Source organism: Hominiventricola filiformis, assembly GCF_020686965.1.
Classification (GTDB): Bacteria; Bacillota; Clostridia; order Lachnospirales; family Lachnospiraceae; genus Hominiventricola; species Hominiventricola filiformis.
The window spans coordinates 246,781-259,140 of record NZ_JAJEPS010000001.1 but is presented as its reverse complement, the minus strand read 5'-3'; the positions used below and the strand labels follow the sequence as shown (position 1 = coordinate 259,140).

13 protein-coding genes are annotated in these 12,360 nt (G+C 45.0%); 12 read left to right on the top strand and 1 reads right to left on the bottom strand.

The genetic code is table 11. The features are described from left to right. Positions 1-65: 65 nt before the first annotated feature. The 11 genes from LKD36_RS01220 (at position 66) to LKD36_RS01170 (ending at position 10,785) form a co-directional block, all read left to right on the top strand. Entirely contained in the window at positions 66-3,485 is a 3,420-nt protein-coding gene (locus LKD36_RS01220; RefSeq protein WP_308458349.1) for a phage tail tape measure protein, read from the top strand. An 8-nt stretch (positions 3,486-3,493) separates the two neighbouring features. Continuing rightward, positions 3,494-3,697 carry a tail protein X gene (locus tag LKD36_RS01215; RefSeq protein WP_308458348.1) on the top strand — a complete coding sequence of 68 codons (204 nt, stop codon included), beginning with the start codon at positions 3,494-3,496 and terminating at the stop codon, positions 3,695-3,697. After that, positions 3,697-5,238 (top strand): LysM peptidoglycan-binding domain-containing protein, encoded by a 1,542-nt coding sequence (locus LKD36_RS01210; RefSeq protein ID WP_308458347.1) that lies wholly within the window; start codon positions 3,697-3,699, stop codon positions 5,236-5,238. Before LKD36_RS01215 ends, LKD36_RS01210 begins: the two co-directional genes overlap by 1 nt. A 1-nt stretch (position 5,239) precedes the next feature. Next, entirely contained in the window at positions 5,240-5,809 is a 570-nt protein-coding gene (locus LKD36_RS01205) for a hypothetical protein (RefSeq protein ID WP_308458346.1), read from the top strand. A 10-nt stretch (positions 5,810-5,819) separates the two neighbouring features. Beyond that, positions 5,820-6,218, top strand: a complete 399-nt coding sequence (locus LKD36_RS01200) for a phage tail protein (protein ID WP_308458345.1) — start codon at positions 5,820-5,822, stop codon at positions 6,216-6,218. Positions 6,219-6,227: 9 nt separating this feature from the next. Further along, on the top strand, positions 6,228-6,539 hold the full coding sequence (locus LKD36_RS01195; protein WP_308458344.1) for a hypothetical protein: 312 nt from the start codon (positions 6,228-6,230) through the stop codon (positions 6,537-6,539). Next, positions 6,536-7,681 (top strand): baseplate assembly protein, encoded by a 1,146-nt coding sequence (locus LKD36_RS01190; protein ID WP_308458343.1) that lies wholly within the window; start codon positions 6,536-6,538, stop codon positions 7,679-7,681. The genes LKD36_RS01195 and LKD36_RS01190 overlap by 4 nt, the downstream gene beginning before the upstream one ends. Continuing rightward, complete coding sequence (locus LKD36_RS01185; protein WP_308458342.1) at positions 7,674-8,318, top strand: phage tail protein; 645 nt, start codon at positions 7,674-7,676, stop codon at positions 8,316-8,318. Before LKD36_RS01190 ends, LKD36_RS01185 begins: the two co-directional genes overlap by 8 nt. Then, positions 8,319-9,083, top strand: a complete 765-nt coding sequence (locus LKD36_RS01180; RefSeq protein ID WP_308458341.1) for a phage tail-collar fiber domain-containing protein — start codon at positions 8,319-8,321, stop codon at positions 9,081-9,083. A gap of 61 nt (positions 9,084-9,144) precedes the next feature. Beyond that, positions 9,145-9,918, top strand: coding sequence for a hypothetical protein (locus LKD36_RS01175; protein WP_308458340.1), 774 nt, complete (start codon positions 9,145-9,147; stop codon positions 9,916-9,918). Between the two features lie 117 nt (positions 9,919-10,035). Then, positions 10,036-10,785, top strand: coding sequence for a hypothetical protein (locus LKD36_RS01170; protein WP_308458339.1), 750 nt, complete (start codon positions 10,036-10,038; stop codon positions 10,783-10,785). A gap of 4 nt (positions 10,786-10,789) precedes the next feature. On the opposite strand, the gene LKD36_RS01165 is transcribed toward LKD36_RS01170, so the two are convergent. Continuing rightward, complete coding sequence (locus LKD36_RS01165; protein WP_308458338.1) at positions 10,790-11,179, bottom strand: hypothetical protein; 390 nt, start codon at positions 11,177-11,179, stop codon at positions 10,790-10,792. Positions 11,180-11,260: 81 nt separating this feature from the next. Between LKD36_RS01165 and LKD36_RS01160 the strand changes: the two genes are divergently transcribed. Further along, entirely contained in the window at positions 11,261-12,256 is a 996-nt protein-coding gene (locus tag LKD36_RS01160) for a tyrosine-type recombinase/integrase (protein ID WP_308458337.1), read from the top strand. Positions 12,257-12,360: the final 104 nt, after the last annotated feature.

Below are 12,360 nucleotides of genomic sequence, written 5' to 3'. Positions count from 1 at the left end.
GGTAGAGTATCTCTATTCCTTGCCTGTTTTAGAATTACTGGAGCTGATACAGGAGGTGTCAGAGATTGTCGACGAACGGAAAAGAATACAAGCTGGCAATAAGAATCGCCGGAATACTTGATAAGACATTCGGAATGTCTCTGGCATCAGCCAAAGTACAGCTTAACTCTTTCAGATCTACTATGAAGACGATGGATCAGGATTTTACGAAACTTGATAAAGGTTACAGTAAAATCATGAAAGCAGGAAAGGCTTGTTTCGACACAACAGTAATGGCAGCAGAAGCAGCTACCATTGCGATTACTGCAGCGACAGCAGCTTCAATTAAATATGGATCTGAATTTGAAAGTTCATTCGCTGGAGTAAAAAAGACGGTTGATGCGACGGATGCACAGTATGCAAAGTTACGTCAGGATATCCTTGATATGACCAGAGTGATCCCTTCCAGTGCATCAGATATTGCGAAAGTCATGGAGATTGCCGGTCAGCTGGGCATTGCAACGGATAGCCTGACAGATTTCACAGAAACCATGATCAACATGGATGTATCTACGAACCTGAGTGCGGAAGATGCAGCTACCAGACTTGCGAAATTTGCTAATATCATGCAGATGGCTGATTTTGATAAATCGGGAGTCAGCAACTGGGAGCGTTTGGGATCTACCATCGTTGATTTGGGCAATAAATTTGCTACTACAGAAGATGACATAACTGAAATGTCATTAAGGCTTGCATCTGCTGCAAAGCAGGTTGGGCTGACAGAAGCTCAGGTTGTGTCCTTATCTACGGCAATGAGCTCCGTTGGTATCTATGCGGAATCTGGTGGTTCCACAATGTCCAAGTTGTTGAAGAAGATGCAGCTTGCGACAGAGCTTGGCAGCGGGCTGAGTGATTATGCTTCTGTAGCAAATATGACGGAGAAACAGTTCAAGGAACTGTTCAAAGAAGATGCTGTAAAAGCACTGTCTGCCTTTGTAGGTGGATTAAACGATACCAAGCGAAACGGAAAATCCGCAATTGCTATATTGAATGATATGGATCTGAAAGAGATCCGGTTATCCAATACGATTCTTGCACTGGCAAATGCACATGAGGTGCTGGACCGTGCGGTAGAAGTCGGAAACAATGCATGGGCAGAGAACACAGCGCTAGCAACGGAGGCTGGGAAGCGTTATGAGACGGCTGAGAGCAAAGTGCAGCTGATGAAGAATGCATTTCAGGAGCTGGGAATCGTTGCTTATGATGAGCTGAGAGAACCGTATGTCGATGCGATTGACCTGATTATACAGAAGGTTACCGGACTCACTAACTTTATGGGAAGCTCCAATGGTGTAACTAAATGGATCAGGGACATCAACACAGAAATGCCAACACTGCAGCGAAATGTGAAGAAATATTCTAAACCATTGACTTCTTTGCTGGGAGTCCTTAGAGCGGCGGGCGAGTGGTGTGCTGATAATAAAGATACAGTGATCGGACTGATTACCGGTGTAGGAACAGCACTGATTACTTATAAGATATCCTCCACTATCGTACATCTCACCAATGCATTGCTGGGGCTTACGGCAATGAGCGGGCCGACATTGGCTGTGCTTGGTATGGTGGCTGCGATCAGCGCTTTGACTGGAGCAGTTACCGCGTATAAGATTCACGAAAAAGATCTGATCAACAGCAGCCTTGAAAAACATTTTGGAAATGTTGCGCTGTCCATGAAGGACATTCAGGCAGCAGCTGAATACATTGTTAATTCAGAGAGTCTTACCAATGTGAAAAAGGCGCTGGATGAGTTTGACGGTCTGAGTGAGATATCTGGAACCATTGAAAATGCTGTTGCAGATCTTAATAAGATGAACTGGATGGTGTCTATTGGAATGGAGCTGACACCGGATGAGCAGGATTCTTATAAGACAGCGGTAGACGAATATGTCCAGGCTGCCAAAGAGTACGTGCAGCAGTCACAATATGCGGTATCTTTGAATCTGGCTGTGTCACTTGGAGATTCAGAGGAAGGCACGGACATTGCTGCAAAGGTAAATCAGTTCTATCAGAATTCCTATGATGAGATGACTTCCCTGGGACAGAGCCTGAGTGATGCTGTCAATGAAGCTTTCTCTGATAATATTTTGGATGCATCAGAGATCACACAGATTTCAGACCTACAGGCGAAGATGGCAGAGGTTCAGAAGAATCTGGCCACAGGACAGTTCGATGCAGCTCTTTCGGTATTACAGATGGATTATACCAGTGGCTCCGGATTGACTGCGGATTCTTTCCTTGATCTGCAGGAAAAGATTTCTGATGAGATTGAGACAGCAAAGCAGGCATATACGGACAGTTATAAGAAGAGTTATGCTGCATTGTCAGCTTCTCATGCATCGGGAGCTTTGTCAGATGAAGATTTCCAGAACGGAATGAATCTGGCACAGAAGGATTACCTGCAGAACCTTGCAGATCTGAATGTACGAAGCGCATCCTTCCAGGTAGACACTGTTATGGGCGCATACAAAAATGTCCTCACAAACAACATTGCTGCTATGAATCAGAACATTAGTGATGAAATTGATTCGCTGATGCAGAAAGGATATAACAATCCACAGGATTGGCAGCAGGGTTTGCAGACAGTTCTTCAGAATGTACAGTCGGGATTTAATATCAGTAAATCTGATAGTCTTGCGCTGGGAGATTTTTATGATTCCATGCAGACTCAGTTGCAGCAGCTGAAAGATGTGGCAGCAGAGTACCAGCAGGCCGGAGAAACAATTCCGGATGAGATCACGGATGCGATTAACAACATCTATTCTATCGGGGCTGTATCAGGCAATCAGGGCGCGCTTTGGGAGCTGATCGGACACGATCTCAGCGATAGTGAAGAATATGCCACGGTCATTGCTTTGGCACAGGAAGCCGGTTCTACAATTCCGGAAGAGATCATAGATGCCATGACCAATGATGGTGTGATGGCCGACATTCAGGAGAATGTTGATTACATTCTGGAGTCCATAAAAACAGGACTTGGTGAGGGTGTGGATATCACGATCCCGGTATATTATGATCTGGTTGCCAATGGCATTAAGAGCAAGGATGCCGGTATTTCTTCATCAGATATCAATGTCAATGCATTCCGCAGCGGAGAGCAGCTTGATAGGTATATCAATCACAGAGCTGATGGAGGACTTGCGACATCACCGGAGCTCACATGGTTTGCAGAGAACAGCCCGGAGATGGCGATTCCGATTGATGGAAGTAAGAATGCAATTTCCTTATGGGAGAGAACAGGAAAGCTTCTGGGAATGGAAAGTAAGCTTGATTCTGCATCATTGGATGGAGGAAGTTCTCCTACCATAGAATACAGCCCGGTTCTCCAGTTCTACGGTTCCGCGCCGAGTAAAGAAGATCTGACCGATGCTCTGAAAATATCCCAGGATGAGTTTGAGAGTATGATGGATAAGTATCTGAAAAACCATGGCCGTGTGGCCTTTGGATAGGAGGAACCATGGCAAAGGTATATAAAACGAAATCCGGGGATACCTGGGATATCGTAGCAAAAGAGGTATACGGCGACGAACTGTACACCTCTTTTTTAATGGGAAACAATCAGAAATATCTGGACTATTTTATATTTCCCGAAGGTTTGCTGCTGGAAATACAGGATAAGCCGGATAACGATGATGATTTTCTTCCGGATTGGAGACGATAATGGCAATTCCAAGACAGGTAAGTTTGACAGTTGATTATGATGGAACGATTAAAAGGCAGCTTGGGGGCGGAGCAAGTTCCGGGAGCGGAATCAGCTCATCAGGCGCCGGTAGCTATACGGTCAGATCAGGAGACACGCTGTGGGCGCTTGCTAAAAAGTATTATGGTTCCGGAGCAAAGTATACGATTATATACGATGCCAACAAAGAGATCATTGAATCCACAGCGAAAAGCCATGGGAAAGGTTCTTCAGACCATGGACACTGGATCTGGCCGGGAGAGCAGCTCGTAATTCCTGTAGCAGGCTCAGGCGGTAACCAGTCAGGTGTGCAGATTATTGGTACCCCGAATCCGAAGCTTGGATCAATCATTGCCAAGACAGCGGAGTCATTATCATATACGGATGTATCTAATGGAGAATCAGACAGTGTGTCAGTATCGATGCATGATATTGATAAACACTGGATTGGGAAATACAAACCTCAGAGGGGTGCAGCCTTTGGGGTAAAGATCAATCTGAAAAACTGGAACAGAAAATCTTCAGAAGAGGTTTTTAATTGCGGCAATTTCATCATGGATGATATCTCGTTTTCGGGACGGCCGTTAAGCTGTGTGTTATCAGCAGTGAGTGTGCCGGCTATGGATGACTTTAAATCCTTGCCGCGAACGAATACGTGGGAGAAAACCACCGTCAGAGATATCGCTGCGAGGATCGCAGATGCCGCCTGTGTGGCTTTGGTGTATGAGGCTGATGATATTCAGATTGAAGAGCTGGAACAGAGTAAACAGACGGACAGTGCGTTCCTGTACGGGCTTGCTGCAAAGTACGGTCTTGGAATGAAGGTGTATAACCATAAGATCGTTATCTACGATTTTACGAGGTATGAGGAAAAAGGATCAGCACTGACCATCGATGAAGCGGATATGCTCAAATGGGAGTATAACCAGACAATCGAAGGCACCTATACCGGTGTTGATCTGAACTATACGAATCCGGATATTGAAGACAGCATCAATGTGAGCATGGGTGAAGAAGGCCGGATGTATAGCATCAATGTGCAGGCAAATAGCCAGTATGATGCGGAACTTCAGGCTGCCGCAAAGGCCAATGAAGCAAACCGGAAGATCGAAACACTGAGCCTTACCATCCGCGCCAATCCTCGTATCATTGCCACGTCGTGTGTGACGATTACCGGACTGCAGGAAATCAATGGGAAATACTTCATCGACAAAGTGAAACACAGCATCGGATCCAGCGGGTATACGATGCAGCTTACTTTGCATAAAGTTCAGAAACCTATCAGAGTAACCGCCCCGGTGGCAGCTTCTGGAGGTGATGGACAGTGGTATATCGTTGTGTCCGGTGATACCCTGTGGGCGCTTGCTAAAAAGTATTATGGCAGCGGTTCAAAGTATTCTGTTATCTATAATGCCAATACGGATACCATCGAAAATACAGCTAAAGAACATGGAAAGAGTAGTTCCAGTAATGGACATTGGATCTGGCCAGGCGAAAAATTATGGATTCCGGCAGGAGGATGATATGTCAGTAAGGATTGGAAGAGTTACCAGTGTAAATTCAACGGAAGGTCGGGTGAAAGTGGCATATGAAGACAGCAGAAGTTCTTCATTGCCATTGCCGATGCTGTCCATGAACAATGAGTACTCTATGCCGAAGATCGGTGACCGGGTTCTTACAGTTCATATGGATAATGGTTCCAGTAAAGGATTTGTATTTGGAACGTTCTACGGTGGCGGGAGTCAGCCAAAAGCCAATTCCGGGTACCGGAAGGACTTTGACGGAGCCTATCTGGTATGCGCAGGTGGGCATTACCAGTTGCAGGCAGCACAGATTACGTTTAATGCAGAATCTTCGATTTCATTGCTTGCAAAGGCAGAAATATCTATTGAGTCAGAATCCAATCCGGTAAAGCTGGTATCAGCCGATGCAGAGTTGACGCTTGATGCAGAGTGTGTGCTGAAAGCACAGAGTGTGTCTGTTGAGGCAGATGACATTACTTTGAAATGTTCCTACGGAGAAATTACAGTGGAAGATCTGATGAAACGTTTGGAACGTGTGGAAGATCGTTTGGGATTGCCGCACACGATATAGGAGAAATTACATGGCACTTGTAGGAAATCTGGGAAGTTTTATCATATTTGAAGTGAGCAGCAATAAGGTACTCACTTTTTCTGGAATGAGCAGGAAGGTTACTGGGCGCTGGGCTGAGCATCAGGTGATAGGAGGCAAAGCAGAGGCAGAATTCCTTGGAGCAGATTTGCAGGAAGTGTCAATGAGCATCTTCTTATCGACAATGCACGGAGTACGTCCGAGAAAGACACTGGAGAGGATCCATAAAGCCGTTGAAAAGGGAGAGTACTTCACCTTTGTGATTGGTGGTCAGAAGGTTGGCAAAAAGAAATGGAGAATCACAAGCACCAGCGAAACATGGGATAACATTATTCGTGATGGTGATCTGGTATCAGCAAAGGTAAGTGTAACGCTGAGAGAGTATGTATAGGAGGTTCCAATGGAATATTATATCGACTTGGATTCCGGCGGTTTTACGATGGATGAATTTCAGGAGATAAAGCTGTGCTTGGAAACACTGCTCTCTATCATATCCGGAACACAGGCACTTAACCGGGATATCGGAATTGATATTGAAAAGATTGTAGGGTATCCATACGAGATTGCAAAAAACATGTTGTCGCTGGAAATCATGGAAAAGGTGGAAACCTATGAACCACGGGTAAACGTAGAATCCATCGACTTTAAAGGAAACATGGAAGGATTGCTTATTCCTATCATACATTTCAGAAAATCGGAGGAGCAGGGATGAGTATAGTTACAGAAAATTTCCCTGATATCAGCTTTATTGATGATGCTACCGTCGAAGAGACCATGAATCAGATGATTGCTGATTATCAGGAAAAATATAAAGAACTTACAGGAAAAGATATCTCTCTTGGACAGGCGGATCCGTACCGGTTAATTATGTATGCCTGTACAATGCAGATCTATCAGGCAATGCAGTATGCGGATTATGCCGGGAAGATGAGCTTTCTGAAATATGCATCAGGTGATTATCTGGATAATTTGGCTGCATTAAGAGGAATCAGCCGACGTCAGGCAGCAGCTGCATCTACGGTGTTACAGTTTTCTATTGAGACAGAATACCCGTTTGCTGTGGCGATTCTAGCTGGATGCAGAGTCACAAACGGCAATGATCTGTTCTTTGCAACAGATGAATATGCAGAAATTAAAGCTGGTGAGAAACAGGTAACAGTATCAGCCACCTGTACACAGACAGGAGTTCAGGGAAATGATTTTGCACCGGGCGAATTGAATGTTGTTGTAAACACATTGCCATATGTTGTTACCGTAACTAATACTGTAACAACATATGGAGGAGCAGACATCGAAGATGATGACAGCTTGCGGGATCGCATATACAGTGTGCCGGATACATATTCCACTGCCGGTCCTGATGGAGCATATGAATATTTCGCTAAAGAGTCAGATACTTCCATCAGTGATGTCGTTGTTCAGACACCGTCACCGGGAGAAGTCGTTGTCTATGTGATCTGCGATGGAGGAAAACTTCCAGAAGAGGCATTGTTGCAAAAAGTTTCAGAGCATCTGAATGATCGAAAAATAAGACCGCTGACAGATCATGTAACAATACGTGCACCTGAGAAAAAGGAATATGACATTGATTTCACCTACTATATAGCAAACAGCCAGAAGACGGCAGCCGGGACCATTCAGGCTGCCGTTAATACTGCCATAGAGGTTTATAACTCATGGCAGACCGAGAAGATAGGACGGGATATTAACCCGTCTTATTTGATTCAGAAGATCATGGAAGCTGGAGCTAAAAGGGTTGATGTCAGGAGTCCGGTATACACCGTATTAAATAACAGTACCATTGCGATGGCCGGAACTGTAAATGCCATGTACGGAGGGATAGAAGATGATTAAGTTCTATGACAGCAATATAGTCAACATCCTTCCTGCAGTCCTGGATGAAAAAGAGAAAACACAGGCACTTGGATATGCGTTGCAGAGAGCCACACAGAGGCTTCTGGAGCATTGTTCTTATATCAGTGTATATGCAGCCATTGATCTTGTGTCAGAGCCGGTTCTGGACCTGCTGGCAGCAGAACTGAATACTCAGTACTATGATGCAGATCTTTCACTGGATGCAAAAAGAAAACTGGTAAAGAACACCATGATCTGGTACATGAGTGCCGGAACTCCGGCAGCAGTGGAGGAGCTGGTATCAATTGTATTTGGCAGCGGTGAGGTACAGGAATGGTGGGAGTATGGAGATAAGCCCTATTACTTCAAAGTCATCATAGATACATTAATGACTCCGGAAATGCTGGAAAAGTTTTCGGTGATGATCCGGCGGGTGAAAAATACCAGGTCATGGCTTCGCACAATCGAAGTCCATCGGAATGTCAGTGGAAAAGTATATGCAGCTGCAGGCACTGTGTCGGTTCCCAAAATCGTGATCGATAACAGTTATGAAGCACAGCGAAAAGTAAACGGAACAGAATACATTGGTTCAGTAGTCATTCCGTATACGAAAACAATTATACGGGAGGTGATATAAATGGCCGCATTTGGTGCATCAGTCCTTACTCAAAAAGGACTGAATCTGATAGCAAAAGCTCAGGCAGGACAGGCCGCGATCAAATTTACAAAAGCGGCTGCAGGAGATGGAACCTATGCAGACGGAGAATCACTTGCCGGACTGACAGAGCTTAAAAGTAAAGTACAGGAAATGCCAATCAATGAAGTATTGGTAGTGAATGAGAATACAGTTTATCTGAAATTTGTAATTTCCAATATGACTGACTATCTGCAGCTGGCCCGTGGGTATTATGTCAAAGAAATTGGAATCTATGCTCAGGATCCGGATGAAGGAGAGATCTTATATGCTGTCGCTGTGGCAGTAAATGAACAGTGGGATTATATGCCGGCTTACAACGGCTTGCATGCAGCTACAATCCTGATGGAGTTCTATACAGAAGTGTGCAATACATCCTGTGTTCAGATTGTATCTGCTCAGGGAATCTACGCATTACAGGAAGATTTCGACCAGCTCAGGCAGGCCTTTGAAGCATTGATTTCTCTTGATGGAATTGTAGAGAGCTACAAAAAAGTATTCTCGGCAGAGGTTCCGGAGGACAGTTCGATGTCTTCAGAAGATATCGCAGAGTCAATTGCCTACCCATGGAACGGAGAGTCAACTGCAAGCACGGATGCTATGACAGCTGTTGAAGTGAATGAATCCATAGCTTACCCATGGAACGGAGAATCATCTGACAGTCCGACAGCCATGAATAAGGACGAAGTAGCAGAAGCAATACAGTAAAAATACAACACAGTACTATCCGGATCTGTCTGCTCCACTGATATGAGAGGAGAAAATTATTATGGCATTAAGCAATAAACATCTTGACGGAACCGGTTTAGCTCAGTTATGGGCAAACGTCAAAAAATATTTTGTACCGAAGGAAGCAGGCAAAGGACTGTCCAGCAACGACTACACCACTGCTGAGAAAACGAAGCTGGGTGGCATCGCGGAAGGTGCACAGGTAAACGTGCAGGCAGACTGGGACGCTACCGAAGGTGATGCCTTCATCAAAAACAAACCGGGTGAGGCAACTCAGGAAAAAGCTGGACTGATGTCTCCAGCTGACAAAAAGAAAGTTGACGGTATGCAGGCCGACCTTGACGGAAAAGCTGATAAAGCTGACACTCTTGCCGGCTATGGTATCACCGACGCATTTACCAAAGAAGAGGTAACCACTTCTCTTGGTGCGAAAGCGGACAAGGCATCTACTCTTGAAGGTTATGGCATCGGTGATGCATATACCAAAACAGCAGCTGATGCTGCGATCAAGAAAGCTGTAGATGCAGCAGTAGCAGGTGTGTATAAGATCAAAGGATCTATCGCATTTGCGAGCCTGCCGTCTCAGGGCATGGTTGCCGGTGATGTATACAACATCACTGATGACTTCACCACTACTGAAGCTTTCGTTGAAGGTGCTGGTAAAGAGTGCAAGGCTGGTTCCAACGTTGTCTACACCGAGAACGGCTGGGACGTTATGGCAGGAACCTACGATTTCAGCGATTTCGTAATGAAAGCTGATATCCAGTTCCTGAGCAATGATGAGATCGATGCGATCTGCACCATGCCGGCATAAGCAGCAGGAGCTGATGAAGTAATTACAACTAAATAACGTAGCAAAATAAAATGACAAATTCCGGAGCGGACAGCTCCGGATAGTACTGTGTGCAATAAAAAGGAAGGAGATATGAAAATGGCAAACAATGATCTTGAAAAATTTCTGGCAGGAAGCGGCTTGAATCGTGTGTGGGAAAAGGTATTTTCGCTGGTTAAAATTCTTACCGGTGACGTTGATGTGAGTACAAAGGGAACTCTCCAGAAGCAGCTGGATGATGTCAGAGCGATTGCCAATGGCAGGAAGCAGGGAAAGGTATTTGCAACCACAGATGACATGAAAACGTGGTTGAAAAATTCTGCGAATGCAGGTCTTCTGAATATCGGAGATAACCTGTACATAGTTGAAAAAGATGTCCCGGACTGGTGGATCAGTGGAGTATTAACCACAGCTGATTCCAGTACCGGGTATTTTTATACCATTGAGCCGTTGGAAGGACCGAAGATTGATCTGAGTTCCTATGATACTGCGATCAGTAAGCTAAATGAGGATATTACTACTCATAAAAGCAGTGGTGACCATGATGATCGGTATTACACCGAATCTGAGATGAATACGAAGCTGAATACCAAATTGGACAAGTCACTGATAAAGAAAGGTACAATTACAACATCGACACCTAACTGGGTTAATCCCAAACTCCAAACTGGTGATAGAATTCTTTTATCTGCTTATGTGGTTTCGGGACCTAGCACAAACTGTGAATGCAGAATACATTACAATAGTGATGCAAAAGGATACATCATAGTTGTAAAAGATCTTAACGGAAATAGTATTACGTCAGGAACTTACAAAATCGAATACAAATACATCGAATTGTATTTATAAAATATTACGAATTTTTGTAATACTGAACCTCTACTCCAATGTTTGAAAAAGTTACGCTTCCACTATTTGGACTCCATACTTTTGCCTTGGAGGAGGTACTTCCGTCTCGGTCAAGGTACAGAGATGCCACCGTTCCTATAGGCCATGCATCAAGAATTCCCGCATAAGTATATCCCGAAGGTGTTGCTAAAGGTATATCTGTTGTTCCGTGATCTCCAATAGTAACCTTACCTTTATAAAACTTTTTGGTGATAATTGATGCGGTGCGATCTGTAAAAACCGCATTGCTTGGAACTGACTTATCAACGGTACAGCTACACTGACTTGGAACTCCATCTTTAAAGTAAACCGGACGGTTTGCCGCACCTACAGTTTTGATCAATTTGCCAGACAATGTAGTAATATCCTCATATCGTGTATGGGAAGCTGGCACCTTTGATATGATGAAGATACCATATCAGAGGAGGTACAAGGAATGAAGATGGAGCTGATTGACAGGGTAATGCAGCGGATGATGGGAACGCTGGATGAGAAGCAGATGCAGGAATTGAGAATGGCACTGGTCATTTCACTGGAAGGTTTTGTGGTGGAGCGGGAGAAAACGGAGTTGTCCACGGAGGTGATTGATAACTGGGAGTACGTCCGGAGATTTCTCCAGGCATTTCTTATGTCTGGGAAATCCCAGGAGACGGTGAAACAGTATCAGCTTCACCTCCGGATCCTGTTGGATGATCTCCGGAAGCCAGTTTGGGAAATCACGGAGTCCGATATTATGGAGCATTTGGCCAGACAGAAGTATTCTCGGAAGTTGAGCAACCGATACCTGAATTACAAGCGTGCAGTATTCGGGTCCTTTTTCTCTTGGCTACGGCGGAAACGGTATATCCGGGAGAATCCGGTAGAGCTGATCGAGCCGATCAAGTACGACAGTGTGATCAAAAAGCCGTTTACGGATGAGGAAAGGGAGAAACTTCGCTGCGCATGCCAGCATGAGCGTGATCTGGCTATCCTGGATTTCTTGTACAGCACCGCCGCCCGTGTCAGCGAGATGACGGCGCTTAACCGGCAGGATATTGACTGGGTGGGAGGCGAATGTATAGTTCATGGAAAGGGCGGCAAGGAGAGGCCTGTGTATTTGAATGCCTCTGCAGCATATCACCTGCAGAGATATCTGGAAGATCGTACAGATAGTAATCCGGCGCTGTTTGTCAGTTATTCAGAACCTCATAACCGTCTCAGCAAGGACGGAGTGGAAGCTTTGCTGCGGCGGATTGGAATTCAGACAGGGATTGAAAAGGTTCATCCTCACAGGTACCGCAGGACAGCAATTACCAATGCAGCCAACAGGGGCATGCCATTGCAGGATGCACAGGTGATGGCCGGACATGCAGATGCCAATACAACAATGGTCTATTTCTCATCAGACAAGTCGAAAGTGAAAGCAGAGCATAAGATGTACCTGGCATCATAGAGCTGGTGATTCATATGAAAATTTTACACCTGGCAGAGTCAGGTGCTTTTGTCATGGGGAGAACAATTTTGAAGAAGAAAAAGGCGGTGGTTGCTGGCTGGTTC

Coding starts and splice junctions, on each gene's coding strand:
- LKD36_RS01215 (WP_308458348.1), top strand. CDS start 3,494: ATGGCAAAGGTATATAAAACGAAATCCGGGGATACCTGGGATATCGTA.
- LKD36_RS01210 (WP_308458347.1), top strand. CDS start 3,697: ATGGCAATTCCAAGACAGGTAAGTTTGACAGTTGATTATGATGGAACG.
- LKD36_RS01205 (WP_308458346.1), top strand. CDS start 5,240: ATGTCAGTAAGGATTGGAAGAGTTACCAGTGTAAATTCAACGGAAGGT.
- LKD36_RS01200 (WP_308458345.1), top strand. CDS start 5,820: ATGGCACTTGTAGGAAATCTGGGAAGTTTTATCATATTTGAAGTGAGC.
- LKD36_RS01195 (WP_308458344.1), top strand. CDS start 6,228: ATGGAATATTATATCGACTTGGATTCCGGCGGTTTTACGATGGATGAA.
- LKD36_RS01190 (WP_308458343.1), top strand. CDS start 6,536: ATGAGTATAGTTACAGAAAATTTCCCTGATATCAGCTTTATTGATGAT.
- LKD36_RS01185 (WP_308458342.1), top strand. CDS start 7,674: ATGATTAAGTTCTATGACAGCAATATAGTCAACATCCTTCCTGCAGTC.
- LKD36_RS01180 (WP_308458341.1), top strand. CDS start 8,319: ATGGCCGCATTTGGTGCATCAGTCCTTACTCAAAAAGGACTGAATCTG.
- LKD36_RS01175 (WP_308458340.1), top strand. CDS start 9,145: ATGGCATTAAGCAATAAACATCTTGACGGAACCGGTTTAGCTCAGTTA.
- LKD36_RS01170 (WP_308458339.1), top strand. CDS start 10,036: ATGGCAAACAATGATCTTGAAAAATTTCTGGCAGGAAGCGGCTTGAAT.
- LKD36_RS01160 (WP_308458337.1), top strand. CDS start 11,261: ATGAAGATGGAGCTGATTGACAGGGTAATGCAGCGGATGATGGGAACG.